The following is a 26,638-nucleotide window of genomic DNA, read 5'->3' on the forward strand; positions in this document are numbered from 1 at the left end:
TCAGGCGGCATCGGTGCGCAGCGACGGAGGTGTCCAGTCGCGGCCCGGTATCGATGAAAGCAGGTTCTGCGTGTAGGGATGTTGCGGGTTGGAAAAGACCTCGGCGGTGAGGCCGCTTTCCACGATTTCGCCCTTCTGCATGACGATGATCCGGTCGCAGAGTTGCGCCGCGACGCGCAGATCGTGGGTGACGAAGAGCAGCGAGAGGTTGAGCCGGTCGCGCAGGTCGGCCAGCAGTTTCAGCACCTGCGCCTGCACCGAGACGTCGAGCGCCGAGACCGGCTCGTCGGCGACGATGACCTTGGGTTCAAGCGCGAGGGCGCGGGCGATGCCAATGCGCTGGCGCTGGCCGCCGGAAAATTCGTGCGGGAAGCGGTTGGCGGCGGCGGGCGAGAGTTCGACCAGTTCGAGCAGCCGCTTGGCGTCCTCGCGGGCCTTGGCCGGGTCGGTGCCATGCACGATGGGGCCCTGGGCGATCAGGTCGACCACCCGCTTGCGCGGGTTGAGCGAGGCCATCGGGTCCTGGAACACGATCTGGATGTGCTTGCGCAGGGCGCGCAATTCGCGCGGGGTGGCGGCAAGCAGGTCCTTGCCGTCGAGCTCGACCGAGCCCTGGTCGCATTCCAGCAGCCGGGTGACGATGCGCGACACCGTAGTCTTGCCCGAGCCGCTTTCGCCGACGACGCCCAGGGTTTCGCCCTGGCGCAGTTCAAAGCTCAGGTCCTTGACCGCGGTGACGGCCTTGCGCCGTCCGGACAGCAGGCCGCCGCGGGCGGCGAAGGTCTTGCGCAGGCCGGTGCCCTTCAGCACCACCGGCGCGTCGGAGGCGGCCTTGACCGGCGGCGGCGTCAGCGAGGGCACGGCGGCGATCAGGGCCTGGGTATAGGCGTGCCTGGGGTGGTTGAGCACCTCGTCGGTGGTGCCGCTTTCGACCAGCTCTCCGCGGCAGAGCACAGCGACCTTGTCAGCGATCTCGGCCACCACGCCGAAGTCATGGGTGATGAAGAGTACCCCTGCCCCCTCGTCCTTCTGCAGCTCGCGGATCAGCTTGAGGATTTGGAGTTGAGTGGTCACGTCGAGCGCGGTGGTCGGCTCGTCAGCGATGATGAGCTTGGGCGAGAGCGCCAGCGCCATGGCGATCATCACCCGCTGGCGCTGGCCGCCCGAGATCTGGTGCGGATAGGCATTGTAGGCCGAGAGCGGCTCGGGGATATGGACCCGTTCGAGCAGTTCGATGGCGCGGTCCTTGCGCTGCACGCGGTTCATCGGGGTGTGCAGGCGCAGCACCTCGTCGATCTGCCAGCCCACCGTCTTCTGCGGGTTGAGCGCGGTCATCGGCTCCTGGAAGATCATGGCGATGTCAGCGCCGCGGAGCTTGCGCATCTCGGCCTCGGTCTTGCCGCGCAGCTCCTGCCCCATGAAGCGGATCTCGCCGCCGGTGACGCGCACATGCGGTTCCGGCAGCAGGCCCATGATCGCGCCGGCGCAGAGCGACTTGCCCGAGCCGCTTTCGCCGACAAGGCAGACGATCTCGCCCGGGTTGATGGTCAGGTCGAGTCCTTCGAGCGCAAAGGGGCGGTCGGCGCCCTTGGGCAGGCAGATCTGCAGCTGGCGCAGGTCGAGGATGGGCGCGCTGGTGTCGGTCATTTCTTCTGCCTCGGGTTGAGGGCGTCATTCAGCCCCTCGCCCAGGAGCGAGAAGGAGAGCACGGTCAGGACAATCGCGATGCCGGGGATGACGGCGCAATAGGGCGCGGTGCGCAGCACGGCGCGGCCCTGGCCGATCATGTTGCCCCAGCTGGCATAGTTCGGGTCACCCAGCGCCAAGAAGGCCAGCGCGCTTTCCATCAGGATCGAGAGCGCCATGATGACCGAGGCATAGACCACGATGGGCGGCAGCGCGTTGGGCAGGATCTCGCGGAAGATGATCGCGGTGTTCGAGACCCCGAGGTTGCGCGCGGCATCGACGAATTCACGGCCCCGGAGCGACATGAACTCGGCCCGCACCATCCGGGCCGGCGCGGTCCAGCTGACGATGCCGATGGCAAGCGTGATCCACTCGATCTTGGAGCCCATGATGGCGACCAGCGCCAGCAGCAGCACGAAGTTGGGGATGGTCTGGAAGGCCTCGGTGATGCGCATCAGCACGTCGTCGACCCAGCCGCCGAAATAGCCGGCCAGCGCGCCGATCACCACGCCGATGGCGATGGCAACCAGGGTGGCGACGACGCCGATCATCAGCGAGATGCGCGCGCCGTACAGGACGCCGGAGAGCACGTCGCGGCCGAGCTGGTCGGTGCCAAGCGGGGTCTCCCAGTTTATGAAGGGCGGGGTCAGCGGCTCGCCCGCGCGGCGCAGCGGGTCGCCGGGATCGACGATGCCGGCGGAGAGCGCCATGAGGATGACGATGGCGAAGAGCACCAGCCCCAGCAGCGCGGCGCGGTTGCGCTTGTAGCGGCGCCAGAACATCACGTAGCGCGGCGGTTCGGGCGGAGCGATTTCGGTGTCTGCAAAGGTCATTTGAGTTCGATCCGGCTGTCGAGGCGCGCATAGAGCAGGTCGGTCAGGAAATTGACGACCACCACGATGATGGCGCAGAGGAAGATGATGCCCATGAGCGTGTTCAGGTCGCGCTGCACCACGGACTTGTAGGCGAGTTGCCCAAGGCCCGGCAGCGAGAAGATGGTCTCGACCACGATCGAGCCGCCGAGCACGGTGGAGAATTGCAGGCCCAGCAGCGTGACCACCGGCAGCAGCGCGTTCCGCATGATGTGGTGGATCATCAGACGGCCCTCGCCGGCCCCCTTGGCGCGCGCGGTGCGGACATAGTCAAGATCGGCCACTTCCATCACCGAGGCGCGCATCAGGCGCAGGTAGAAGGCGAGGTAGATCAATGAGAGGGCAGCGGTCGGCATGATGAGGTGGCGCACCACGTCCCAGACGTGGTCCCAGCCGGTGTAGAAGGCGGCGATGGTCTTGATCCCGCCGACCGGCAGCCAGCCGAGCTTCACCGAGAAGACCAGCATCAGCATGAGCGAGAGGAAGAACGAGGGCGTGGCGTAGAACACCAGACCCAGCACCGAGATCAGGTTGTCGGTCAGCGAATAGGCGCGCCGCGCGGCGATGGCGCCGAGCGCGATACCGGCGGTGAAGGCGATGCTGAGCGAGGTCGCCATGAGCAGCAGCGTGGTGCCGAGGCGCTCCATCAGGACCGTGGACACCGGCTGTTCATAGACGAAGGACCAGCCGAAATCGAAGGAGGCAAGCTTGACCATGTAGCGCCAGAGCTGGACCCAGACCGGCTGGTCGAGCCCGTATTCGGCGCGCAGACGGTCGATGAAGGCGGCATCGGCCCCGCCCATGTCCCCGACCAGCGCGTCGATGGTATCGCCCGGCGCCAGCTTGAGCAGAAGGAAGGTGCCGATCATGATCAGGATGATCACGGGGATCGCCTGCGCGAAGCGCCGCAGCGCATAGGCCAGGATCGGGGGCATGTGGAGGGTCATCGTCTTGCGGATCCTTAGCGGTGGTCGGCAGGGATCGGGAAAGGTCGGGCGCGACCGGAGCCGCGCCCGCCGGGGTTCAGCTTACTGTTCGAGCCAGAGGTCGTACCAGCTGGACGAGTTCCACCGCGGGTTGTTGTGGTGGTTGTGCAGCTTGTTCGACGTCACCGAGATGAACGGATGCTCGATGGCGAAGATCACCGGCAGCTCGTTCATCGAGCGGGCCTGGATCTCGTGGTACATCTCGGCGCGCTTGGCCGGGTCCAGTTCGGAGGCCGCGTCGTCGATCAGCTTGTCCATCTCGTCGCTCTTCCAGCCGAACTGGTTGGTCCAGGGCGAACCCTCGGGCTGACCCGAGCGCAGCCAGACCGTGGTCGAGACCGCCGGGTCGGAGCGGAACTGGTGCCAGCCGTTGGCGGTGTCGAAGTCGTGGTCACGATAGACGCCGTTCAGGAAGCCGGGCGCGTCGTTGGTCAGCAGTTCGACGTCGATGCCGATCTCCTTCATCGCCTGGGCGTAGTATTCGGCCCAGAGCTGGGTGTATTCGCCCCAGGGCGCCGGACGGTGGCGCAGGTGGAAGCGGAAGCCGTCGTCCTTGACCGGGTAACCGGCCTCGTCAAGCATCTTCTTCGCCAGTTCCGGATCATAGGCGTAGGTGGTCACCTGGTCGGTGTAGTTGTCGCCACCGGCGCTCGGGACCGGACCACGGCCCGGCTTGGCGAAGCCGCGCATGATGGTCTTGATCGCATAGTCGATATCGAGACCATGATACATCGCCTGGCGGACCTTCAGGTCGGCGAGGATCGGGTTGCGGTGGTTGAACTCGACAGTCGAGTGGGCCACGTTGTTCTCGTAGCCCTGGGTGCCGACGGTGAAGCGGTCGTCCTTGCCCAGACGTTCGATGTCGGCCATCGAGACGCCGATGAAGCCAGATTCATGCACTTCGCCCGCTTCCAGGGCGGCCGCGGCGGCAGACTTGTCGGTCATGAAGCGCCAGACGATCCGGTCGAGGTAGGGATAGCCCTCGCGCCAGTAGTTCTCGTTCTTCTCGGCCATCACATACTGGCCGCGCTCGTATTCCACGAACTTGAACGGACCAGTGCCGACGGGCGCGGTGTTGTATTCGTTCTTCAGGATGTCGGTGCCTTCGAACAGGTGCTTGGGCACCGGATGTCCGAGGTCGGGCATGGCGGCCACGAAGAGCGCCAGCGGCATCGGCTTGGAGTAGTTGAAGACCGCGGTATGCGGGTCGGGGCAATCGACGCTTTCCAGGTTGGCCTGCAGTGACGAGGAATAGTTCAGCAGCTTTTTCCACAGCTCGATCGCCGAGAAGGAAACGTCATCGCAGGTGAAATCCTTGCCGTCGTGCCACTTGACGCCTTCGCGCAGCTTCAGCGTAATGGTCTTGCCGTCCTCGGAGCCGGACCACTCGGTCGCCAGCACCGGCACGTAGCCGTCGTAGGACTTGTCGATCAGCGGCTCCATGATCTTGCCGGTGATGTTGTAGACACCGGTCGAAGCGCGCAGCGCCGGGTTCAGGATGCGCTGTTCGGAGTTCATGTGGATGATGGCGGTGCCGCCCTTCTGCACGTCTTCGGCGGCATAGGCCGAGAAGGCAGCCGAACTCAGAACGCCGGCCATGGCCAGCGCAAGCTTGGTCTTGTTCAATGTCACTGTCATCTTTCCCGAGTCTCCTAGTCGGTTGGTTCGGCCTCTCGCGGCCCGTTCGTCATCTCGCACCTTACCTGACGAAAGGGATCGGCGCGCGTCAATATGAAAACCAACTTATCGTTCATGATTGGAAAAAATTTCTACACACCAGCCGAAACTTGGTGCTAGGCTCGGCCTGAAAGCCAGTTTGAAGAGAACGGACACATGTCAAAAACTGCATGGATCACCGGAGCGGGGTCGGGAATCGGGGCTGCAATGGCCAGGGCCTTCTCCGGGGCCGGATATCGAGTCGCGCTGACCGCGCGGCGGCGGGACACGCTGGAGGACGTCGCGGCCTCGCTCGCCGATCCGGCGGCGGCGCTGATCGTGCCGGGTGACGTGACCGACCGCGATGGGATGGCCCGCACGGCGCAGGAGATTGTCGCTTGGTCCGGCGATCTGAGCGTGCTTTGCAACAACGCCGGGCTGAACATCCCGAAGCGTACCTGGGCCGAGCTCGACTGGGAGAGCTGGGACCAATTGCTGGCGGTGAACGTCACCGGCGCGCTGAACGTCATCGCCGCCTGCCTGCCGATCATGCGGGCGCAGAAGGATGGCGTGATGATCCACACATCGAGCTGGGCCGGGCGGTTCCATTCCGCCGTCAGCGGGGTCGCCTATGGCGCCTCGAAACACGCGCTGTCGGATATCTCGCTGAGCCTCAACGACGAGGAAGGCAAGAACGGCATCCGCTCCACCGCGCTCTGCCCCGCCGAGGTGGCGACGCCGCTGCTGGCCAAGCGGCCCGGATTCGACGCGAGCAAGATGGCCGCGATGATCCAGCCCGAGGACATGGCCAAGACCGCGCTCTTTGTCGCCGAAATGCAGCCGGGCATCGTCTTGCCGGAAATCCTGCTTTCGCCCGTTCGCCGCTGATCAGACCCGATTTTCCACGAAGGACCGTTTCATGACCCACCCTGTCAAAGGCATCGACCACTGTTTCGCCCTTGTCGATGATCTCGACGATGCTGCCGCGCAATATGGCGCGCTTGGCTTCACCCTCTCGCCGCGCGGGATGCATTCGGCGGCCAAGGGTACTGCCAACCACACGATCATGTTCCCGGAGGATTACTTCGAGCTGCTTGGAATCCTGACGCCGACCGAGATGAACCTGTCGCGTCGCGGGATACTGGAGCGGATGGGACAGGGGCTGCACGCCATCGCCTGCCGGATCGACGACGCCGAAGCGGCGGCGCAAGCGCTGGCCGAACTGGGGTTGCCAACGCAGGGTCTGGGCAGCTTCTCGCGCCCGGTGCCGATGCCCGATGGCAGCGAGGATATCGCCGCCTTCTCCACGGTGTCCTTCACGCCGGCGGATACGCCGCTGGGCACGGTCTTCATGTGCCAGCACAAGACGCGTCATACCGTCTGGATCCCGGAACTGCTGGAACACGCCAATACCGCCTGCGGGCTGAGCGCCATTCTGGCGGTCTCCGCTTCGCCCGAGGCGGATGCGGCGCGCTTTGCCCGGCTCTGGGCCGAAGGGTCGGTCAGCACCGACGACGGTTTCACCACGGTGCATACCGGACCCAACTCGGCCCCGTTGATCCTGGCGGATGCGGAACGGATGGCCAGCGCCTACCCGGGTCTCGACCTCGCCCGCACCACGCGAGGGGCTTTCACCGCCCTGCGTGTCAAGGTGCGCGACATCGGCGCGGCGCGGGGATGTCTGGAGAAGGCGGGCGTCGGCTTTATCGAGACCGCGCAGGGCATCGCCGTCGGGCCGGAGGCTGCGGCGGGCGTGATCGTGGAGTTCGTCCCGACATGAGCGATCCCAAGCCTCGCAAGACGGGGTCAAAGCCGATCGAGAGCATCACCTTCGACGAGATCGACCAGCGCATCCTCGAAATGCTGCAGGCCGATAGCGACACGCCAATCCAGGCGATCTCGGAGGCGGTCGGGCTGTCGACCAACCCCTGCTGGCGGCGCATCAAGCGGATGGAGGAGGCCGGCGTCATCAAGAAGCGCGTCGTGCTGGTCGACCAGACCCGCGCCAACGTGCCATTGACCATTTTCATCGGGCTCAGCACCTCGCGACACGGGATCGACTGGCTCAACACCTTCCGATCGCTGATCGACGAGATTCCCGAGGTGGTCGAAGCCTATCGCCTGACCGGGACGGTGGATTACATCCTCAAGGTCGTGGTGCCGGATATCGCGGCCTATGACGCGGTCTACAAGAAGATGATCCAGCGTCTGGAGTTCAGCCAGATCAACTCGATGATCTCGATGGAAGAGCTGAAGTTCACGACCGCGATCCCGACAACCTATCTCTGACCGCGGGCGCGGCCTGCCGTCCTGCCCCGTCCGAACGGCCCGCCGGATTGCCCCGGCGGGCCGTTTTCGGATCTGGCGCGCCGGATAATATTAGGAAAATCAATCGCGAGAGAGTAGTATCGCTGGAATTCAACCGGCGAGGCCAGAGATGTCCTTGACGCACGGAGGCGGGCTGACCTTCGTACGCGACAGGCAGTCCCAAGGCGCGAACGCCTCCAAGTTCTGGAGGTTCTCTCTGCGTGGGAGCGAGGAGCAGGCGACGCTGGGGGTCGTCTTTGCCGATATCGACACGCCGGGCGGAGAGCCGCTGCGGGCGGCGGTGCCCGACCTTGGCACCCAGGCGAACGGGGCAGTGCTGAGCAGCATCCTAAAGGCGGCGGCGTCGCCGCAGGAATCGCGCATCCGCACCTTCAACGACACCGCGAATGTCACAACAAGCGGGTTCGAGCATATCGACCTCTACGGCAGGCTCGGCCCTGAGGCGATGGCGGCGGACGCCGGGCCCGAGGACGGCATCCTCGACCAACTGGGCGCGGCGATGCTGGTGGACTCCGGGGTGACACATGCGCATGTGATCCCGGCGGCCTACACCTATTTCGGCCAGTACCTGGCCCACGACATGTCCTTCCTGGACTGGAGCGACACGGCACAGGTCAACGGTGTGACCGGGGCCTGGATCAATGCGCGCAACCTTCATGCGCTGAGCTTCGATTCCCTGTTCGGGACCGCGCCCGTGGCCGGAGCGCCGACGAGCACCTGGATCGACCAGGCGGGGGCCAGCCTGGGGCGCGCAACGCCGCCGCCCGCCGGGCTGGAAGAGACCTTCGACCTGCCGCGCACGGCGCCGGGCGGGCACCATGCCTGTCAGGACGCGCGGGTTGACAGCAACCTCGGGCTGGCGCAGATGCACGTACTGCTGGTCCGGTTCCACCAGCAGATCGCGGCGCTGCTGAACCTCTCGCCCGACGAGGCCCGCGTGCAGACCCGCCGGCATCTGCAGGCCGTGGTGCTGACCGACTACCTGCCCAAGATCGTCCCGCCGAACGTCTACACGACGGTCAAGAACACCGGGCGGATCGTGGTGACCGGCCCGGTGGGCGACTTCCTCGTGCCGATCGAATTCGCCGCCGCCGTCTTCCGCTTCGGGCACAGCATGGTCGGCAACACCTATCCGCTCTGGACCATTCCTTGGCCGCAGGGGTCCTACATGCAGAGCCAGGCGGCCGATCTGAACGCCCTGCTCGCCTACACCCAGGCTGGAGGCTCGCTGCCGCTGGGCAAGGTCGCTTTCCACTGGGCGCAACCCTGGCGGCACATGGTCGAGGCGCAGAACCCCTACCTGTCGGTGAACGGCGTGGCGGCGCGGCCGATCAGCGCCAGCATCTCGGGCATGTTCGGCGCGCTGAAGCGGGCGAATTTCCCCGACCCGAGGGACCCCGGCAACCTCGCCCCGTTCAACCTGGCGCGGGTGACGCTGGGCCGAGGCCGGCGCTTCGGGCTGCCCAGCGGACAGCAGGTCGCCACCCTGGCCGGCGGCGGGCCGCTGTCGGTCCAGCAGTTCCTGACCACGCGGGCCTCGCGCTTTCCCGGATTGGCAGGCGACAACGCGCTCTGCACCCAGACTCCCTTGTGGTTCTACACCCTTGCCGAGGCCGAGGCGCATGGCGATGGCCGGCTCGGCCCGGTGGGCGGGCGGGTGGTGATGGAGACCATCCTGGCCGCGCTGCTGAAATCGCCGGACAGCATCGTCACCGAGGGTCCGGCCGGCCAGATTGCCTCGGATTTCGAGCGCAAGGTGCGGCTGGACCCGAGCAAAATGAACAGCTTTTCCCTGACCGATGTGGTCGCCGTGGCCTACGGCGGCGTCGATTGAAACGCGCAACAGAAGGAGAACGCGATGACCAGCATTTTCGTAGAAGACAGTGCCGCCGCGAACACGCTCGCGGAAAAGTTGCAACGGCGGCGCGACGGCATGGTCGCCGCCGGCGAGACGATCAACACCTGGATGCTGGCCACCAACCCGGTCACCGGAAACAAGCTCGACGATGATGATTTCTTCGACGATCTCTGGGACAAGCTCGAAAAGAACGCCGGAGCGACCCCGTCGAACAAGTATACCTTCATCTTCGACGACACCGCGATTGCCGCGCCCCTGTCGAAGCCGGCCGGGAAATACATCTACCAGGCCCCGCACGGCGGGGTGCTGACCGACCACCGGCTGAAGGTGGAGTGCCGCGAGGACAAGATCACGCCGGGCGTGTCCAAGGACATGCGCATTCCAATCCCCGAGGAGCGGCCGATCGACCTGCTCAGCGGCTATGTCTCGCGGCTGGCCGACGACTTGGCCCACCTGATGGGCGGCGCGGTGACAGACGAGGCGAAGAAATACCTGCTGGCGACGATCTTCCTCAACCGCTGTCAGTAACCGGCATGGGCATGGGCCGCCCGGATCGCGCCGACGAGCACCTGGCGGTCGCGGTCCTCGCGCAACGGGAAGGCCGAGCCGAACCACTCGGCGATGGCCGCGGGCGTGGCCGGTTCCGACCCGGCCCAGGCAGGTGTCACCGTCTCGACCAGACGGGCGAAGGCCGCGCCGGCCTTGGCTTCGTTGCCCAGCCGCGCGTGGATCGCCGCGACCCAGCCGTGACTGTCGAGGATGCTGGTGCCGCCGAGTTCCGCCGCCTCCAGCGCCGCGTCGAGACGGTCAAGGAAGAAGTAGGTGGCGGCATTATAGGCCCATCCCCAGGGGGGCAGCATCCGGCTCACCGCGAGGCAGCGCGTCAGGGTAGTTTCGGCCTTGGTCCGCTCGCCCAGCCAGGCAAAGCCCATGGCGCAGCTGGCGAGCGTCGCCGGGCTGATCGGGTGCAGGTTCATCGCCAGGTCCATGTGCATCGACGCGCGGGCGAAGGCGCCGGTCATCGCCGCACTCCAGGCCACGGTGCGCTGCACGCGCGCATCCATCGGATCGAGGTCCGCTGCCTTGCGGGCGAAGCTGTCGGCGCGGGCGTATTCGGCGGCGCTGCACTGGCGGCCGGGACGGATGATGTGCTCGATATTGGTGATCGAGGCGAGGCGGAACAGCGAGGGAGCGTGGTCGGGGTCGTCGCGCAGGATCTCCTCGAAGATCTTGCGGGCTTCCTCGGCGCCCTCCGGGGTCCAGCGCATCAGAGCGCGGTCGCCGCGTAGCCAGGCGTCATGGCTGGTCAGGTCCTTGCGGGAGCCGTCGACCACCAGCGCCAGGCGGTCGGCCGAAATGTGGCTTTCCAGCGTGGCCGCGATGTTGCGGACGATGTCGATCTGCGACCGACTCCAGTCGGCTGACAGGAGCGAGACGCTGTCGGCCCAGACCCTGCGCCCGCTGGCGGCCTTGCTGAGACGGAGCGAGAGCATCGGGTCGCCGTCGCGGGTCAGCACGTCGCCCTGGAACAGGTAGTCGATCTGGTCGCGTTCGCCCTCCGCCGCCAGCGCCACCTGTTCCCCGTCGATTATCGACCAGTCGCGGAAGGGTGTGAGGTTTTCGAGCAGGTCGGCGCGGAAGGCGGCGACGCGACCGTGCGCCTGTTCGGGCGCGTCCGGGGGTTCGTTGAATTCGGCAACCGCGATACGCAGCAGCCGGCGCCGCCTGGGACGGTCGCCCGAAGCCGCCGCTGCGGGGGCGACCCTTGCCCGTATCGAGCGTATGAGATCGAGGATGCGGGCACCGGGCGAGACGGCATGGGTTTCCTTCAGGTAGCTGTCCAGGCGCCGGAACTCGTCCAGCGCGGCGGATTGGTCGCCCAGGGCGTGGCGCGCCGAGATGCGGGCGTATGAGGCGATCTCGTTGCCGGGTTCCAGCAGCAGTATGGCGTCCGCGGCGGCTTCGTGGGCCTCGTCGCTAGGGTCGGTGCGGCCGATCACCCGTTCCAGCTGGCCCAGCAGCCGCCGTCGCCACATCGAGCGCATGATGCGGACCCAGCCCCGGAACATCGGGCTGACCTCGTCCAGGCCGGCGAGAATGTGCTCGGGCCAATTGGGGTCGGTAGCAAGGCGCAGGGGAATGCGGTCGTGGCGGAGTTCCGCGAGGAATGCCTCGAGATCGCTCTCCGTCGCGCGGATGTCCAGCGCGACCATCTGGTCGAGCCGGTGAAGCGGCAGCGCGGTGGTACCGGAAAGTTCTTCCAGCGCCTGCGAGACCCGCCTGGCCGATCCGATCAGCGCCTCGAGCCGGTCAAAGGCGTCAGCGCGGCCGGAACAGAGCACGAGGTAGCCCAGGAGCGCCCGCGCATCGGCGCCGAGGAGGCGGCTGTCGGGGCCGAGAAAGCCGTCGGGCCGGCCCAGGACCTCGATCCGGTGAACCTGCGGCGGGTCCGGGTTGGTATGGGCGGACCCGAGATCGACGACCCGGTACATAGCGACCTGGTCCCGGATATTGCGCAGCGTCTGCGCGCCGAGCGGCTCGAAGCCATAGTCGGTTTCCTCGCGGATCGCGTCGAAGACCGCCCGTGAGAGGACGCAATCGCCTGGCCGGGCCTTTTCCTGCAGGCGGGCGGCGATGTTGACCGTATTGCCGAAGACATCGCCATTCCGGAGCTGAACGTCCCCCAGGTGGAGACCGACGCGGAACATGAAGGGATCCGGTGTGCCGGTCTGCCGGTCTGCGACGATATTCTGGAACTCCACCCCGAAGCTGATCGCATCGACCGCCCCGTCGAAGAGCAGCAGCGCGCCATCGCCCAGCGTCTTGACCAATGTTCCGTTGAACCGGCGCGACAGGATGCGGAAACTGTCGAAACAGCCGGCCATGAATTCGAGCGTCGCGGCTTCGTCGAGGCCGATGTGGCGGCTGTAGGAAACCATGTCGATGAACAGGACGACGCGTTCCGCGAACTCGACTGGAGGCGGCACGGGCAAAAGCGAACTTTCGTTGCGGGCTTCCATCCTATCGCGGGCGTCGTTCGGGGCGTAACGTCATCCCATGAGCTTAACCGATCTGGAGCCGTTTTTCGACGTCGTTCCCGTGTCACCGGCGGGATGGCCGGTGTTTTGCACCCTTGCCGCCCCAAATCGCGCCGCCCTGGAACGGTTGCCCAACTGGCCGCGTGCCGGGTTGCCCGCGGCCGGGCGCGCCGCAGGCGGACGCGGCCTGGATTGGGAGACCGCGAAGCTGAGCGGGCTGGGCGAAGCGGTCGAGATCGCAAGCCTGTGCCGCTGGGGCGACGAAGCGACGGTGACCGCCCGCGCCGGTGACCTGCAGCGCGAGGTCTGGACGGCTGCCGCGCTTGGTGGCTTTGCCGAGCCGCAGCTAAGCGCGCGGGATGCATGGAACGCGCACATGGCAGGAACCGACCGGGTCGTGCAGCGCGATGACGACGCCGAGATGGAATGGGTCGCGGCGCGCGACCTGGAGGGCGGCTCCGTCTGGGTGCCGGTGGATTGCGTCTTCCTCGGCGCGGGCCTGGCCGATACCAACGGCTGCGCCGCCGGCCAGTCGGACCGGGACGCCCGCAGCCGCGCGCTGTTCGAACTGATCGAGCGCGATGCCACGGGGCGGTGGTGGTATGGCCGCCGGTCGCGGCCATTGCTGTCGGACGCGCAGCTCGACGATGCCGGCCGCGCGCTTTGCGAGCGGTTCACGAACCAAGGCTTTACTCTGCGCCTGTTCGATATCACCACCGACCTCGGTGTGGCCTCGGTCGCGGCGGCAGGCATGTTGCCGGGCGGCGCGCCGGCGCTGGGGTTCGCCTCGGGCGCCGATTTCGCCTCGGCCGCGACAAGGGCGCTGACCGAGATGGGGCAGGTGGCGCTGGTACTGCGCGGGGCGGGTGCCGCGGTGCTGCGCGCCGACGGCGCGCGGTGGCTGGAGGAGGTGAGCTTCGCGACGCCACCGATCTCGCTGGGCGTGGCGGGGATCGACCCGCCTGCCCCCGCCGACCGGATCGGCAGCGCCCTGCGCGATGCGGGCATCCGCGTGGCCTTTGTAAACCAATCACGGGCCGAGCTTGGGGTGCCGGTCTGGCGGGCCCTGTCGCCGGACCTCTGCCACTGGAAACCGCGGCTAGGTCGCTCGCGCCTCCTGGCACCCGACCCGCGCGACCTGGGTGGGCCGCCCGGCGCGATGAACCCGGTGCTCTTGCGGCTGTGAACGCCGAACGGTTGCCGCCCAGCGCCGCCGTCACGGGCCGCTTGTCGCTCCGGCAGGAGATCCGCGGGGAGCTGGTTGAACAGGCCGGGCGTCTCCAGTTGGGCGTTGTGGGCGCAATGGGGCGGGCCAGGCATCGCCTGGCTGCCGCTGAGCCTGGTATCGGCACCCACCGGCTGGAGCGGAACGCCACCAGGCCCGGCTGCCGATCTAGCGGCCCAGCGCGCCGTCGGCCTGAGACGTCTACGCCGTGGCGAGGGGCAATCCCCGCGTCGTCGTCCTGTCGATGATGCCGATCCCCATCCAGAGCCCGCGCGGACCCACGCCCTCGCCCGGCACGGCGTGGCTGAACTCGATCATGGTGGACTGCCGCGCCTCGGTCGCGCGCAATTCGCGCCAGAAACCGAAGATGCCGCCTTCCTCGGAGACGTATTCCTGGCCGTGGATATCGTGGAAGGCGCAGATCATCTTGGCGTGCCGGCCCATGTTCAGATAGTCCCGCTTGGCCCATCCATAAGAATGGTCGCCATCGATGAACACGACGTCGAAGACCTTGCCCGCGTGGTCATCCGAGGTCGAGGGGATGTGGAACGCGAAGTTCAACCGCTCGCGGATGCGAGGCAGGACGTAGAAGCGGTCCTTGATGTCGATGCAATGATATTGGCACGCGGGGTTCAGCGCCTGGAAGAAAGCCGCCGAAAAGGTCGCCATGCCGCCGTTCGCCACGCCGATCTCGGCCACGCTGGCCGGACGGTGGCGGCCGGCATAGAGGAGGTAGTCGACCATCTCAGTCGGAATCTGCAGCGGGCCGACGACGCTCGTGTTGATCCAGTCGGCATAGCTGGCCAGCCCCTTCCAGGCCGCGGTCGACCCTGACAGGCCGAATTCCTGCAGGTGGGCGAGCAGACGGGCCCGATCGAGCAGGGCTTCGCCCTCTTGCAGCATGGTCTCGATCACCTTCGCCTGCCGGCGCAGGTCGTTGCCTCTCGGCTGGAGGCGCATGTTGATACGTCCGACGACGTCAGTGGCGGAACGAAACTTCACTGCATACCTCCTCGCATGCCCGGCTTTGCCGCATCTCAACAGCTGCGGTGCCGAAGGCCAAGTGCTCCCTGTCGCCTGATTGACAGGTTCCCGGGGGAATTGCCAAGAGCTTGCCGCAATGATGGGCGTTGCGCCTATGCGCGGGCAGACCAACTCCCTAGCGGTAGGTCCGCTCGTCGATGCTGACCCTCGCCAGCATCTCGTCGATCATCGCGAGGAAGGCCACCTCGTGTGGCGGCAGGCTCCGGCGCGGGTTGGTGAGCAGGTGGATGTCGACCCTCGGCAGATTGGAATAGGGCGGCACCTGCCAGAGTTCGCCCAGCCGCACGTCCTTGCGCGCGACATGCACCGGCAGCGCACCGATGCCGATATTGGCGACGATCATGCGCCGGACCTCGGGCAGGCTGGACGAAACCCCGTGCAGCCCCGCCGCCAGCCCGGCGCGTTCGCGCAGTTGCCCGACCGAGACCAGCGGCCCGCCCTCGATCTCGGTCTGGAACGAGGCCGAAGGCTCGCCGGCGAGTTCGTCGAGCGCAATGTTGCTGCGCCCGAAGAGGCGGTGGCGCGGGCCGCAGTAGAGGCCGAAGAATTCGCGGAACAGCACCCGTGTGGTCAGGTTGCGCGGGGTTCCGTTGAACAGGCAGATGCCGAAGCTCGCGCGGTTCTGGCGGATATGCGCGGCCACCTCGGCGCTTTCCTCGACCACCATCGAAAAGGTCACTCGGGGGTGCCGCCTCGCATAGGCCTCGAGCACCTCATCGAAATGCGGCGAGACCACGTGGCTGGCCAGCACGATGCTGATATGCCCGGTCAGCTCCTCGCGGTCGGCATCCATCAGCGCCGGCAACTGCGCCACCGCGCCGAAGATCGCCGCGCATTCCGAGTAGAGCACCCTTCCCGCGTCGGTCACCTGGAAGCGGTTCGGCTTGCGGTCGACCAGCTGTTGCCCAGTGACATCCTCGAGCCGTTTCAGGGCGCTGCTGATCGTCGGCTGTTTCAGCCCGAGGAAATCGGCCGCGCGCGAGATGCCCTTCTGTTCGACCACCACCATGAAGGTGCGCAGCAGGTTCCAGTCGAGGTTCCAGGGGAAGCGTTGTTCATAGGGCCTGAGCATAGATTTCATCAATGATTTGGATCGCAATTATCTATTTGCCCGATGCACTACCCTCATGCAAGCCTGTGCGCCGAGCGCCCGGACACTTTTATCGCGCCTGGGGCCAAGGCCCCCAACATGCAACTGAACCGAACAGGGAGACCCAGATGACCAACCGCAGAACCCTTCTCAAATCCGCCGTGCTGGCCGGCTTTGCCGCCATGGCCACGCTTGGCACCACCAGCTTCGCCATGGCCGACGAGCTCGACACGCTGAAGGAAAAGGGTGTCATGCGCATCGCCATGAGCGGCGCCTATCCTCCGTTCAACTTCGTCAACGAGAAGAACGAGGTTGTCGGCTTCGACCCTGCCATCGGCACCGAGATCGCCAAGCGCATGGGCCTCGAGGTCGAGATCATCACCACCGCCTGGGACGGCATCATCGGCGGCCTGCTCGCCAACAAATACGACGCCATCGTCGGCTCGATGTCGATCACCGAAGAGCGTGACAAGGTGGTGGACTTCGTCGGCCCCTACTACACCACCAAGCGCGCGATCTTCACCAAGCCCGACAGCGGCATCACCTCGGTGGCGCAGGTCAAGGACGCCAAGGTCGGCGTGACCCTGGGCGAGACCCACGAGGAATGGGCCCGCGAGCAGGGCTACAACGTGCGCACCTACAAGGGCCTGCCGGAACTGCTGCTTGAGCTGGAGAACGGCCGCGTCGACGTCATCATCAACGACTCGATCGCCGCCATCCTGGCGATGAAGGAGCGCGGCTACAACTTCGTCGCCCTGTCCGACCTGCAGACCGACGCGATCGGCGCAGGCATCGCCATCCGCGAGGGCAACCCGAAGCTGGCCGAGGCCATGCAGACGGCACTGCAGTCGATGATGGACGACGGCACCTACCTGGAGATTGCCAACAAGTGGGTCGGCGGCGACATTCGCTGACATCAACACCACGCCCGCCGGATCAACCGGCGGGCGCATTCTACAGGGGACGGGAATGAAGACGGAATACGGCAAGCTGACCTGGGAAGAGGTGCGCGACGCGGACAAGGACCGCGTGGTGATCCTGAATGTCTCGGCGACCGAGGACCACGGGCCGCACATGCCGCTCGACACCGACACCGTTCTGGGCATGGCGGTGGCCAATGGCGTGGCGAAGGCCGCACCGGACGAGGTGTTGGTGATGCCGCCTGTCGCCTACGGGTTCAACGAACACCACAAGGATTTTCCCGGCGTCATCTGGATCCAGCCCGAGACTCTGATCGCCTTTGTCACCGACATCACCCATTCGCTGGCGCATCACGGCTTCCGCCGCATCCTGCTGCTGAACTCGCATGGCTCGAACCACCCGGTGCTGGACCTCTGCGCCCGCAAGACGGTGATCCGGGACGAGATCATCTGCGTCTCGGCCTCGTATTGGAACCTCTGCGCCGACCGCGTGAACGAACACCGCAAGTCCGAGATCGGGGGCATTGCCCATGCCTGCGAGTTCGAGGCGGCGATGTACATGCACCTGGAGCCCGAGCACGTGGACCTGTCGAAGGCCACCAACCAGAACCTGCACAACCCCAACAGCAGGTTCTTCAACCTCGACCTCGCCAAGGGCGGCGGCAAGGCCATGCTGATGCGCTGGTGGTCTGAGGTTTCGCCCGAGGGCACGATGGGCGACCCCACCGTCGCGGACCCCGAGACCGGCCGCAAGTTCCTGGAAGCGGCTGTCGAGGAAACCACCGCGCTGGTGCGCGAGATCCGGGCGCTGCCGATCCTGCCGCGCCGCGACCACCACTAGGGGCGGGCCGGTGGATATCGAGCTCATCCTCAAGGTCTATCCCTATTTCATCGAGGCGGCCTGGGTCACGATCCAGCTGTCGGTGCTGACCACCCTGCTGGGGCTGACCTGCGGCGCGCTCGGCGCCGCCGCGCGGCTGTCGCGGCTGGCCGTCGTGCGATTCCTGGGGGCGGCCTATGTCAGTTTCTTCCGAGGCACCCCTGCCCTGATCCAGCTGTTCCTGCTGTATTTCGGTGGCCCGCAGATCGGCATCCAGTTGGATGCCTTCGAGGCCGGGGTGATCGGGCTTGGCGTGAATATCGGCGCCTATATGACCGAGACCATCCGGGGCGGGATCATCGCCATAGACAAGGGCCAGCGCGAGGCCGCCCGCACGCTGGGCATGAGCCGCTGGCAGGCGATGCGCTATGTGATCCTGCCGCAGGCGGCGCGGCTGATGATCCGCCCGCTGGGCGTCAACATCAACGCGCTGATCAAGGGCACCGCCTTGGTTGCCGCGATCTCGGTTGTCGAGCTGACCTATACTGCGCAGCGGTTCATCGGATCGACCTACAAGCCATTCGAGATGTTCCTGATTTCGGGCATTCTCTACATGGCGATCATCTACGTGACCGGCCGGGGCATTGCCTGGCTCGACCGTCGCGTCCGGATCGTGTGAGGCGCGCATGGGACTCGATTTCTCCGTCGTACCGAAATACCTCGACGTCATCTTCCTCGGCGCGCTCTGGACCATCGCCATCACCGTCGCGGCGGCGCTGCTGAGCTTTGTCGGCGGCATCCTCTTCGCGGTCATCGCGCTTTATGCGCCCAAGCCCGTGCGCCTGCCCTTCCGCGCCTTCGAGTGGCTGTTCATGGGCACGCCGCTGCTGTTGCAGCTGTTCCTGATCTATTTCGGGCTGGTCCAGGTCGGCATCGACCTGCCCGCCTTTGTCGCCGGGGTGATCGGGCTGGGGCTGCATTTCGCGGTCTACAACTCGGAACTGATCCAGACCGCGATCCTTGCCGTCGACCGGGGCCAGATGGAGGCCGCGCGCACGCTGGGCCTGAGCCGGGGCCAGGCGCTGCGCCGGGTGGTGGTGCCGCAGGCGGTGCGCGACGTGATCCCGCCGATCGGCAACAACATGATCGCCCTGCTGAAGGATTCGGCCCTGGTGTCGGTGATCGGCGTGGCCGAGCTGACGCTGTCGGCGCAGCTGGCAATCGGGCGCACCTACCGGCCCTTCGAGTTCTACGTGGTGGCCGCCCTGTTCTACTATGTCATCAACCTAGCGATGGAGGCCGTCCTGCGCCGCGTCGAACGCCGCATCCAGGCCAGCCGCTGAGGGAGACCGCGAAATGACCGAGAAACCCTTTGTCGACATCCGCCACGCCCAGAAGAGCTTCGGCTCGCTGGAAGTGCTGAAGGACATCAACCTGCAGGTGAGCCGCGGCCAGATCGTCGCCATCATCGGCCCCTCGGGGTCGGGCAAGAGCACCCTGCTGCGCGCCATCAACGACCTTGACCCGCTGACCGGCGGCGAGGTCTGGCTGGAGGACACGCAGGTCAACAAGAAGCTGCCGCACCGCCAGTACGAGAAGCACATCAACCAGGTGCGCCAGGACATCGGCATGGTGTTCCAGCACTTCAACCTGTTCCCGCACCTGACCGTGCGCGAGAACATCAAGCTGGCGCCGAAGATGCTCAAGGGCCTGTCTGATGCCGAGGCCGACAAGCTGGCCGAGGAGCAGCTCGACAAGGTGGGGATGCTGGAGCGCATCGACTATTACCCCTCGCAGCTGTCCGGCGGGCAGAAGCAGCGCGTGGCGATTGCCCGCGCGCTGGCGATGAAGCCCAAGGTGATGCTGTTCGACGAGGCGACCTCGGCGCTCGACCCCGAACTGGTCGAGGAGGTGAACCTGGTGATGAAGAAGCTCGCCGAGGAGCACATGACCATGATCATCGTCACCCACGAGATGGGCTTTGCCGAGAGCGTCTGCGACCGCGTCCTGTTCATGGACCAGGGCGTGGTCGTCGAGGAAGGCCCGCCCGATGTGATCTTCCGCAACCCGACCAACGAACGCACCCGCAACTTCCTGCGCAAGCATCTCGCCAACGCCAACAAGTGACCCCCATGTCGCATCTTTTCTACCAGACCAGTTCCTTCCGGCCCTTCCTCGAACGGGGAGAGGGCGTCTACATGTATGGCCAGGACGGCAAGCGCTATCTCGACGGCTCGTCCGGCGCGATGGTGTCCAACATCGGCCATTCCAACCCCGCCGTGCTGGCCGCGATGCGGGCGCAGATGGAGAAGTCGACCTTCGGCTATCGCTTGCATTTCCAGACCGAGGCCTCGGAAACGCTGGCCGCCCGCACCGCCGCGCTCTGCCCGCCGGGGCTGGACCGGGTGTTTTTCGTCTCGGGCGGGTCCGAGGCGACCGAGAGCACCATCAAGCTGGCGCGCCAGTACAAGATCGCCATCGGGCAAGGCAGCCGCTGGAAGGTGATCTCGCGGATGCCGTCCTATCACGGCTCGACCCTCGGGGCGCTCGCGATCACCGGGTATGACCCGCTGACCGGGCCCTTCCGCCCGATGATGCGCGAAATGCCCAAGATCCCGGCCCCGCGCGCCTATCTGGACGGGATGAACCCCGACGACCCGGCGACAGGGCTGCATTATGCCGACATGCTGGAGGCGAAGATCCTGGAGGAAGGCCCCGAGACGGTGCTGGCCTTTATCGTCGAGCCGATCGGCGGCGCCTCGACCGGGGCCCTGGTGCCGCCGGCGGGCTACATGCAGCGGATCCGCGAGATCTGCACCGCCTACGACATCTTGCTGATCCACGACGAGGTGATGACCGGCGGCGGCCGCACCGGCAAGTTCTGGGGCGCCGACCACTGGGGCACCGCGCCCGACATCATCGCCATCTCGAAGGGCTTCGGCGGCGGCTATGTCCCGCTGGGCGCGATGATCGCGCGCAGCGACATGGTCGATGCGGTGATGGCCGACGGCGGTTTCCAGCATGGCCATACCTATGCCGGCAACCCGCTGGCCTGCGCCGCCGGCCTCGCGGTGCTGGACGAGATCGACCGGCACGGGCTGATCGACAATGCCGCGCGCATGGGCGCTCTGCTGAAATCGCGTCTGACCGGGCTGATGAACCGCTATCCCTTCATCGGCGACGTGCGCGGCCAGGGCCTGCTGCTCGCCTTCGAACTGGTCGCCGACCGCGCCACGATGGAGCCGCTGCCGCCCGCGATGAAGGCGTTCCAGCGGCTGGTGGATATCGCCTATGACATGGGGCTCATCATCTACTCGCGGCGCACCCGGGGCGGGACGTCGGGCGATCACTTCCTGGTCTGCCCGCCGATGATCGTGACAGAAGACCAGATCGACGAGATCATGGTGAAGCTGACCGCCGCGCTTGACGCCTTTGCCGCCGAGACGCGCCTGGCGGAGCCGGCGGCGTGAAGCTGCCCGACAAGACCACGGCGATGGCCGAAGCCGTCGCCCGCATCCCTTCGGGGGCAACGGTGATGCTCTCGGGCTTCGGCGTGCCGGGCACGCCCTTCGCGCTGATCCAGGAGCTGCTCCGGCAGGGACAGGACAACCTGACCATCATCAAGAACGATGCCAACGAGACCGGCATGGGGGTCGATCACTTGCTGGCGCAGGGGCGCATCCGGCGGCTGATAACCACTCATATCGGGCTGAACCCGCGCGCCGTGGCGATGATGAACGCGGGCGAGATCGAGGTGGAATTCTGCGCGCAGGGCATCCTGGCCGAGCGCATCCGCGCCGGTGGGGCGGGCCTCAAGGCCATCGTCACCGACATCGGCCGCGACACCGAGTTGACGCGGGGCAAGCCGCGGCTGGAGATCGGCGGCGACAGCGCCGTGGTCGAACTGGCGCTGCGCTGCGACGTGGCGCTGATCCATGCTGCCCGCGCCGATACCTTCGGCAACCTCGCCTTTGCCGCCACGGCGCGCAACTTCGCGCCGCTTATAGCGATGGCCGCCGACATGGTGATCGCCGAGGCGGAAGAGATCGTGCCGCTGGGCGCCCTGCCCCCGGACCATGTCCACACCCCCGGCCCCTTCGTCGACCATGTCGTCGCGCTGGAGGCCCTGAGCGAGGAGTATGGCGTTGTCCGGCGCGCATGACCGCATGATCGCCCGCGCCGCGCGCGAGATCGCTCCCGGCATGGTGGTGAACCTCGGGATCGGCCTGCCGACCCGCGTGATCGGCCATATCCCGGCCGATTTCCCGGTCTGCCTGCACACCGAGAACGGCCTATCCGGGATCGGCCCCACGCTACCCTACGAGGCGGCGGACCGCAACCTGATCGACGCCGGCGGCGCCTATGTCTCGACCATTCCCGGCAGCGCCTTCTTCGACAGCGCCACCTCCTTCGCGCTGGTGCGCACCGGGCGGCTCGACCTGACCATGCTGGGCGCCTTCGAGGTGGCCGCGAATGGCGACCTGGCCAACTGGAAGATCCCCGGCCGGTTCACCCCCGGCGCGGGCGGCGGTATCGAGCTGGCCCAGAAGGCGCGCCGTGTCATCGTGCTGACCACCCATACCGACCGCGCCGGCAACCCCAAGCTGGTCTCGCGCTGCACGCTGCCCCTCACGGCGGCGGGCTGCGTCGCCCGCGTCCTCACCGAAATGGCGGTGATCGACGTGACACCGCAGGGCTTTGCCCTGCGCGAGATCGCCGAGGGGCTGGACCCGGCCACCGTCGCCGCCGCCACCGGCGCGCCCCTGTCCTTGCCCGAGGGCGAGATCCCGACTTTCTGAAGGCCCTACATGAACAGCGAAACACAGACCCGCCTCCGCCACGCCGTCGACGACCTGTTCGAGCGGCAGACCGAGTTCCTCTCGGAACTCGTCGCCTTTCCCTCGACACGGGGGCAGGAACAGGCCGCGCAGGACTTCATGGCGCGGGCCTTCGAGGAGCGCGGCCTCGCAACCGACCACTGGACCATCGACATCGACGACATCCGGGGGATGCCGGGCTTCTCGCCGGTAGTCGGCGACTACGAGGACGCGGTGAACGTGGTCGGCGCGCATCGGGCACGCAGCGGCAAGGGCCGCTCGCTGATCCTCAACGGCCACATGGACGTCGTACCCGAAGGCCCGCACGACATGTGGGACACGCCGCCCTATGAGCCGCGCCTCGACGATGGCTGGATGTACGGCCGCGGCGCGGGCGACATGAAGGCCGGGCTGGCCTCGAACCTCTTCGCGCTCGACGCGTTGCGGGCCTGCGGCCTTGCGCCAGCGGCAGATGTCTTCGTGCAGTCGGTGGTCGAGGAGGAATGCACCGGCAACGGCGCGCTGGCCTGCCTGCAGCGCGGCTACCGCGCCGATGCAGCGCTGATCCCCGAACCCTTCGCCGAGTCGCTGGTGATGGCGCAGGTCGGCGTGATGTGGTTCCAGGTGCACCTGCGCGGCCTGCCCACCCATGTCGCCTATGCCGGCTCGGGCTCGAACGCCATCGAGGCCGCCCTGCCGCTGATCGCCGCGCTGCACGAGATGGAGGCGCGCTGGAACGCCGACCAGGCCAAGCCCGCGCATTATGACCACGTGCACCACCCGCTGAACCTGAACGTCGGCAAGATCCAGGGCGGCGACTGGACCAGTTCGGTTCCGGCCTGGTGCGTCTTCGACGTGCGCATGGGCCTCTACCCCGGCCAGGACATGGCCGCCGCCCGCGCCGATATCGAGGCGACGCTGAACAATGCCGCGCGGCAAAGCGACTTCCTTCGCAACAACATGCCCGAGATCACCTACAACGGCTTCATGGCCGAAGGTTATGCGCTGGCCGACGACACCGGCGAGACCGCGCGGCAAGCGATTGCCACGCTGGAACAGGCGCATGGCGCGATCACCGGCCAGGCGCTCGACAAGGTGGCAATCACCGCCACCACCGACGCCCGCTTCTTCGGCCTCTACGCCGACACGCCGGCACTGGTCTACGGCCCGCGCGCCGAAGCCATCCACGGTTTCAACGAGCGCGTCGACCTGGAGAGCATGCGGCGCGTGACCCAGGCGACGGCACTGTTCATCGCGAACTGGTGCGGGGTCGAGCCGGTCTGACGCCGGCGATCGGACCGAAGATACACCGGGGCGGCCTGCGCCCTGCCCCGGCACCTCCCGAACGGAAGTCCGGGCATTCGCCAATAGGTGGAAAATTCGAGGCGATGCCGGTCGCGGGTCGACAATCCCGTCATGCGACCGCAGTATCCCCGCCAATGGGAAGGCGGCCCGAGTGCCGCCCAGGAGTGGAGGAAACCCAATGAAATTCGTTGCATTCAGCTGTGCGCTCGCCTTGGCGTTTGGCGCGACCTCGGCCGGGGCCGAGACGCGTGTCACTTACAAGTCGGCCAAGAGCGGGTCGTCCTATTACCAGATGGGCGTGGAACTGGCCGAGGCGATCAAGGCCGGCACCGATGGCAATGTCTCGGTTACCATCGAGGAGAGCCAGGGCTCGGTCCAGAACGTGATGGAGGTCCGCGCGCGGGGTGGTGACTATGTCTTTACCACGCCGCCCTCGCTGGTCAGCGCCGCGCAGGGCGCGACCGGGCCGTTCGACGGCAAGGGCGACCCGAAATTCGCCGAGATCCGCGCACTGTTCCCGATCCCCTCGCTGACCATGCATTTCGTCATGGCGAAGTCGGCGGACAACGGCTTTGCCAGCCTCGCCGACAAGACAATCCTGCTGGGCAAAGGCTCTTTCGGCGCGAAGGAAGGCGAGAAATACCTCACGCTCTTCGGGTTGGACGGCAAGGTCAAGATCGCCGACGCCGAGCTGTCGAACGCGGTCAACGCGCTCAAGAACGGCCAGATCGACGGGTTCGTGACCGCCGGTTCCTTCCCCGCACCGAACGTGGTCGAGGCGGCGGCCTCGACCCCTGTCACCATCCTGTCGATGACCGAGGATGAGGTCGCCCAGACCAAGAGCACCCGCGTGGTCATTCCGGCCGGCACCTATGCCGGGCAGGAGAGCGACGTCGTGACCACCTCACTGCCGGTGGCAGCCTATACCACTACCCAGATGGATGATGACACCGCCTATACGCTGACAAAGACCTTCTGGGAGCAGAAGGCCGAGATGGCCGGCATCTCGCCCTGGTGGAACGGCGTGACCCCGGACCTGATGCAGAGCGTCAAGGCCGAGTTCCACCCCGGCGCGCTGCGCTATTACGCCGAGGCCGGTATCGCCGTTCCGGCGGCCAGCAAGTAACCACCCGCGCGGCGCGGCGCCCCGGCGCCGCGCCCGAACGGACCCGACAATGCCCTCATCCCCCTTCGAACGCGTCCGAACCGGCGCCTGGATCGCCTTCGCGCTGCTGCTGGTCGCGTTTCACCTCGGCCTGGTCTTCTCCGGGCTGGTGGCGAACCTGGTCAGCCGGCCGCTGCACATGGCGCTGATCCTGCCCTTTGCGCTGGTCTACAGCGCCAAGCCTGGCTGGCAGCGATGGACCGGCGCCGTCATTGCGGCAGTCGGCATCGCGGCGGCGCTCTGGGTGGCGCTGAACAACCAGCGGCTTGGGGATCAATACGGCTTCCTCGAAGGACCGGCGCAGATCGCCATCGCCGTCGCCCTGCTGGGCGTGGTGCTCGAGACCGCGCGCCGGGCGATCGGCTGGCCGCTGCCGCTGGTGGCCTTCGCCGCACTGCTCTACGGGCTGTTCGGCCAGTATATTCCGGGCGAGTTCGGCCATTCCGGCACGCCGCTGGCAAGCTTCCTCGGCACGCTGACCATTGCCGAGGGCGGCATCTGGGGTAGCCTGACCGGCGTGTCGGTCAATGTCGTCGCCGTTTTCGTGATTTTCGGTGCGGTGCTGAACGCCGGCGAAGCCGGGCTCGGCTTCATGAACCTCGCCTCGGCGGCGGCGGGCCGGCTCAAGGGCGGCGCGGCGAAGGTCTCGGTGCTCTCCTCGGCGCTCTTCGGGTCGATCTCGGGCTCGGCCTCGGCCAATGTCGCCTCGACCGGGGCGGTGACGCTGCCGGCGATGACGCGGCTTGGCTATCCCAAGCGGCTGGCCGCGGCGGTCGAGGCGGTGGCCTCGTCGGGCGGGCAGATCATGCCGCCGCTGATGGGGGCCGGCGCCTTTGTCATGGTCGAGTTGACCGGCGTCCCCTATTCCGACATCGTCGCCGCCGCGCTGCTGCCGGCGCTGCTGTATTTCCTGGCCGTCTGGCTGGGGATCAACGCCTATGCCCGGCGGTTCGAGCTGAGGGGCATAGAGGCCGCCGACCGCCCCCGCAGCCGCGACGTGATCGTCACCTCGATGTTCTTCCTGGTGCCCTTCGCCATCCTGCTGGGCGCCATGTTCGGCATCGGGTTCACCCCGGAGTATGCCGCGGCGCTGGCGATCCTGGCGGCGGCGGTGCTGCTGCTGTTCAACGCCGAGTTCACCTTTGCCCCGGCGCAGATTGCCAGCCGGGTCGGTTCGGCGCTGCTGAACGCCGCCGCGCAGGTGGCGATGATCGCCTCGATCATCCTCTGCGCCTCGATCGTCGTGGGGGTGCTGTCGATCACCGGGCTGGGGGTGAAGATCACCTCGCTGATCCTCGAAGGCTCGGGCGGCTATCTCTGGCCCTCGCTGCTGCTGACCGCGCTGGCCTGCCTGGTGCTGGGCATGGAGGTGCCGACCACCGCCGCATACGTGATCTGCGTCTCGGTCGCGGGGCCTGCCCTGATGAAGCTGGGGCTGGAACCCTTGCAGGCGCATCTCTTCGTGTTCTGGTATGCGATCCTGTCGACGATCACCCCGCCGGTCTGCGGCGCGGTCTTCATCGCCGCCGGGATGATAGGCGAGAACTGGCTGAAGGTCGCGCTGACGGCGATGGCGCTGGGGGTCGGGCTCTACGTGATCCCGCTTGGTATGATCGCCAACCCGGCGCTGATCGAACTGTCGAGCGAGCCGCTCGCCGCACTCTGGGCCGCGCTCAGGATCGCCGTGGGACTGGGGTTCCTGTCCTGGGGGCTGATCGCGGTGCGGCGGCCGGTTCCGACCGCCCTGGCCTGCCTGGCCGGGCTGGCGGTGATCTTCGCCGGAGCCTGGTTCTGACCCGTCTCAGGGGGAGGCGCCGCGCGGTCCGGT

At 66.8% G+C, this 26,638-nt stretch carries 24 protein-coding genes; 17 read left to right on the forward strand and 7 right to left on the reverse strand.

Going from position 1 to position 26,638, the window contains the following annotated elements:
• The 4 genes from IE266_RS08100 to IE266_RS08115 all read right to left on the reverse strand — a co-directional run bounded on the left by IE266_RS08100 (position 1) and on the right by IE266_RS08115 (position 5,182).
• Complete coding sequence (locus IE266_RS08100) at positions 1-1,647, reverse strand: ABC transporter ATP-binding protein (protein ID WP_189679564.1); 1,647 nt, start codon at positions 1,645-1,647, stop codon at positions 1-3.
• Positions 1,644-2,519, reverse strand: coding sequence for an ABC transporter permease (locus tag IE266_RS08105; RefSeq protein ID WP_189679565.1), 876 nt, complete (start codon positions 2,517-2,519; stop codon positions 1,644-1,646). Before IE266_RS08105 ends, IE266_RS08100 begins: the two co-directional genes overlap by 4 nt.
• Positions 2,516-3,505 (reverse strand): ABC transporter permease, encoded by a 990-nt coding sequence (locus IE266_RS08110; protein WP_189679566.1) that lies wholly within the window; start codon positions 3,503-3,505, stop codon positions 2,516-2,518. Before IE266_RS08110 ends, IE266_RS08105 begins: the two co-directional genes overlap by 4 nt.
• A gap of 81 nt (positions 3,506-3,586) precedes the next feature.
• Positions 3,587-5,182: an ABC transporter substrate-binding protein gene (locus IE266_RS08115; protein WP_189679567.1), complete on the reverse strand. Its 1,596-nt coding sequence runs from the start codon at positions 5,180-5,182 to the stop codon at positions 3,587-3,589.
• Between the two features lie 195 nt (positions 5,183-5,377).
• On the opposite strand from IE266_RS08115, the gene IE266_RS08120 reads away from it, so the two are divergent.
• The 5 genes from IE266_RS08120 to IE266_RS08140 all read left to right on the forward strand — a co-directional run bounded on the left by IE266_RS08120 (position 5,378) and on the right by IE266_RS08140 (position 9,914).
• Entirely contained in the window at positions 5,378-6,088 is a 711-nt protein-coding gene (locus IE266_RS08120; protein ID WP_189679568.1) for an SDR family oxidoreductase, read from the forward strand.
• A 31-nt stretch (positions 6,089-6,119) separates the two neighbouring features.
• Positions 6,120-6,980, forward strand: coding sequence for a VOC family protein (locus tag IE266_RS08125; protein WP_189679569.1), 861 nt, complete (start codon positions 6,120-6,122; stop codon positions 6,978-6,980).
• On the forward strand, positions 6,977-7,489 hold the full coding sequence (locus IE266_RS08130) for an Lrp/AsnC family transcriptional regulator (RefSeq protein WP_189679570.1): 513 nt from the start codon (positions 6,977-6,979) through the stop codon (positions 7,487-7,489). The genes IE266_RS08125 and IE266_RS08130 overlap by 4 nt, the downstream gene beginning before the upstream one ends.
• Positions 7,490-7,637: 148 nt before the next feature.
• Positions 7,638-9,362, forward strand: a complete 1,725-nt coding sequence (locus IE266_RS08135; RefSeq protein WP_189679571.1) for a peroxidase family protein — start codon at positions 7,638-7,640, stop codon at positions 9,360-9,362.
• A 24-nt stretch (positions 9,363-9,386) separates the two neighbouring features.
• Positions 9,387-9,914 carry a hypothetical protein gene (locus IE266_RS08140; RefSeq protein ID WP_189679572.1) on the forward strand — a complete coding sequence of 176 codons (528 nt, stop codon included), beginning with the start codon at positions 9,387-9,389 and terminating at the stop codon, positions 9,912-9,914.
• Here the strand turns inward: IE266_RS08140 and IE266_RS08145 are convergent.
• On the reverse strand, positions 9,908-12,373 hold the full coding sequence (locus IE266_RS08145) for an adenylate/guanylate cyclase domain-containing protein (protein ID WP_189679573.1): 2,466 nt from the start codon (positions 12,371-12,373) through the stop codon (positions 9,908-9,910). The genes IE266_RS08140 and IE266_RS08145 overlap by 7 nt on opposite strands.
• A gap of 70 nt (positions 12,374-12,443) precedes the next feature.
• Here IE266_RS08145 and IE266_RS08150 point away from each other — a divergent pair, with 70 nt between their 5' ends.
• On the forward strand, positions 12,444-13,610 hold the full coding sequence (locus tag IE266_RS08150) for a YcaO-like family protein (protein ID WP_189679574.1): 1,167 nt from the start codon (positions 12,444-12,446) through the stop codon (positions 13,608-13,610).
• A gap of 240 nt (positions 13,611-13,850) precedes the next feature.
• Here the strand turns inward: IE266_RS08150 and IE266_RS08155 are convergent, their stop codons facing one another.
• On the reverse strand, positions 13,851-14,651 hold the full coding sequence (locus IE266_RS08155) for a class I SAM-dependent methyltransferase (protein ID WP_189679575.1): 801 nt from the start codon (positions 14,649-14,651) through the stop codon (positions 13,851-13,853).
• Between the two features lie 157 nt (positions 14,652-14,808).
• A complete protein-coding gene (locus tag IE266_RS08160; RefSeq protein ID WP_189679576.1) occupies positions 14,809-15,765 on the reverse strand; it encodes a LysR family transcriptional regulator in 957 nt (318 codons plus the stop codon).
• Positions 15,766-15,911: 146 nt separating this feature from the next.
• Between IE266_RS08160 and IE266_RS08165 the strand changes: the two genes are divergently transcribed.
• The 11 genes from IE266_RS08165 (at position 15,912) to IE266_RS08215 (ending at position 26,605) form a co-directional block, all read left to right on the forward strand.
• On the forward strand, positions 15,912-16,697 hold the full coding sequence (locus tag IE266_RS08165) for a transporter substrate-binding domain-containing protein (protein ID WP_189679577.1): 786 nt from the start codon (positions 15,912-15,914) through the stop codon (positions 16,695-16,697).
• Positions 16,698-16,752: 55 nt separating this feature from the next.
• Positions 16,753-17,544 carry a creatininase family protein gene (locus tag IE266_RS08170; protein ID WP_189679578.1) on the forward strand — a complete coding sequence of 264 codons (792 nt, stop codon included), beginning with the start codon at positions 16,753-16,755 and terminating at the stop codon, positions 17,542-17,544.
• A 10-nt stretch (positions 17,545-17,554) separates the two neighbouring features.
• The gene (locus IE266_RS08175; protein ID WP_189679579.1) at positions 17,555-18,202 is read left to right on the forward strand and encodes an amino acid ABC transporter permease; all 648 of its coding nucleotides are present in this window, start codon (positions 17,555-17,557) and stop codon (positions 18,200-18,202) included.
• A 7-nt stretch (positions 18,203-18,209) separates the two neighbouring features.
• A complete protein-coding gene (locus tag IE266_RS08180; RefSeq protein WP_189679580.1) occupies positions 18,210-18,866 on the forward strand; it encodes an amino acid ABC transporter permease in 657 nt (218 codons plus the stop codon).
• 13 nt (positions 18,867-18,879) lie between these two features.
• Complete coding sequence (locus tag IE266_RS08185) at positions 18,880-19,650, forward strand: amino acid ABC transporter ATP-binding protein (RefSeq protein ID WP_189679581.1); 771 nt, start codon at positions 18,880-18,882, stop codon at positions 19,648-19,650.
• 5 nt (positions 19,651-19,655) lie between these two features.
• Entirely contained in the window at positions 19,656-20,993 is a 1,338-nt protein-coding gene (locus IE266_RS08190) for an aminotransferase family protein (RefSeq protein WP_189679582.1), read from the forward strand.
• A complete protein-coding gene (locus tag IE266_RS08195; RefSeq protein ID WP_229863943.1) occupies positions 20,990-21,685 on the forward strand; it encodes a CoA transferase subunit A in 696 nt (231 codons plus the stop codon). Before IE266_RS08190 ends, IE266_RS08195 begins: the two co-directional genes overlap by 4 nt.
• Positions 21,669-22,322: a 3-oxoacid CoA-transferase subunit B gene (locus IE266_RS08200; protein WP_229863944.1), complete on the forward strand. Its 654-nt coding sequence runs from the start codon at positions 21,669-21,671 to the stop codon at positions 22,320-22,322. Before IE266_RS08195 ends, IE266_RS08200 begins: the two co-directional genes overlap by 17 nt.
• Positions 22,323-22,331: 9 nt before the next feature.
• Positions 22,332-23,624, forward strand: a complete 1,293-nt coding sequence (locus tag IE266_RS08205; RefSeq protein WP_189679583.1) for an ArgE/DapE family deacylase — start codon at positions 22,332-22,334, stop codon at positions 23,622-23,624.
• 199 nt (positions 23,625-23,823) lie between these two features.
• A complete protein-coding gene (locus tag IE266_RS08210) occupies positions 23,824-24,771 on the forward strand; it encodes a TAXI family TRAP transporter solute-binding subunit (RefSeq protein ID WP_189679584.1) in 948 nt (315 codons plus the stop codon).
• A gap of 49 nt (positions 24,772-24,820) precedes the next feature.
• On the forward strand, positions 24,821-26,605 hold the full coding sequence (locus tag IE266_RS08215) for a TRAP transporter permease (protein ID WP_189679585.1): 1,785 nt from the start codon (positions 24,821-24,823) through the stop codon (positions 26,603-26,605).
• The last annotated feature ends 33 nt before the right edge of the window (positions 26,606-26,638 follow it).

This window comes from Seohaeicola zhoushanensis (assembly GCF_014656415.1).
Lineage (GTDB): Bacteria > Pseudomonadota > Alphaproteobacteria > Rhodobacterales > Rhodobacteraceae > Seohaeicola_A > Seohaeicola_A zhoushanensis.

Coding starts and splice junctions, on each gene's coding strand:
- IE266_RS08100 (WP_189679564.1), bottom strand. CDS start 1,647: ATGACCGACACCAGCGCGCCCATCCTCGACCTGCGCCAGCTGCAGATC.
- IE266_RS08105 (WP_189679565.1), bottom strand. CDS start 2,519: ATGACCTTTGCAGACACCGAAATCGCTCCGCCCGAACCGCCGCGCTAC.
- IE266_RS08110 (WP_189679566.1), bottom strand. CDS start 3,505: ATGACCCTCCACATGCCCCCGATCCTGGCCTATGCGCTGCGGCGCTTC.
- IE266_RS08115 (WP_189679567.1), bottom strand. CDS start 5,182: ATGACAGTGACATTGAACAAGACCAAGCTTGCGCTGGCCATGGCCGGC.
- IE266_RS08120 (WP_189679568.1), top strand. CDS start 5,378: ATGTCAAAAACTGCATGGATCACCGGAGCGGGGTCGGGAATCGGGGCT.
- IE266_RS08125 (WP_189679569.1), top strand. CDS start 6,120: ATGACCCACCCTGTCAAAGGCATCGACCACTGTTTCGCCCTTGTCGAT.
- IE266_RS08130 (WP_189679570.1), top strand. CDS start 6,977: ATGAGCGATCCCAAGCCTCGCAAGACGGGGTCAAAGCCGATCGAGAGC.
- IE266_RS08135 (WP_189679571.1), top strand. CDS start 7,638: ATGTCCTTGACGCACGGAGGCGGGCTGACCTTCGTACGCGACAGGCAG.
- IE266_RS08140 (WP_189679572.1), top strand. CDS start 9,387: ATGACCAGCATTTTCGTAGAAGACAGTGCCGCCGCGAACACGCTCGCG.
- IE266_RS08150 (WP_189679574.1), top strand. CDS start 12,444: ATGAGCTTAACCGATCTGGAGCCGTTTTTCGACGTCGTTCCCGTGTCA.
- IE266_RS08160 (WP_189679576.1), bottom strand. CDS start 15,765: ATGCTCAGGCCCTATGAACAACGCTTCCCCTGGAACCTCGACTGGAAC.
- IE266_RS08165 (WP_189679577.1), top strand. CDS start 15,912: ATGACCAACCGCAGAACCCTTCTCAAATCCGCCGTGCTGGCCGGCTTT.
- IE266_RS08170 (WP_189679578.1), top strand. CDS start 16,753: ATGAAGACGGAATACGGCAAGCTGACCTGGGAAGAGGTGCGCGACGCG.
- IE266_RS08180 (WP_189679580.1), top strand. CDS start 18,210: ATGGGACTCGATTTCTCCGTCGTACCGAAATACCTCGACGTCATCTTC.
- IE266_RS08185 (WP_189679581.1), top strand. CDS start 18,880: ATGACCGAGAAACCCTTTGTCGACATCCGCCACGCCCAGAAGAGCTTC.
- IE266_RS08190 (WP_189679582.1), top strand. CDS start 19,656: ATGTCGCATCTTTTCTACCAGACCAGTTCCTTCCGGCCCTTCCTCGAA.
- IE266_RS08205 (WP_189679583.1), top strand. CDS start 22,332: ATGAACAGCGAAACACAGACCCGCCTCCGCCACGCCGTCGACGACCTG.
- IE266_RS08210 (WP_189679584.1), top strand. CDS start 23,824: ATGAAATTCGTTGCATTCAGCTGTGCGCTCGCCTTGGCGTTTGGCGCG.
- IE266_RS08215 (WP_189679585.1), top strand. CDS start 24,821: ATGCCCTCATCCCCCTTCGAACGCGTCCGAACCGGCGCCTGGATCGCC.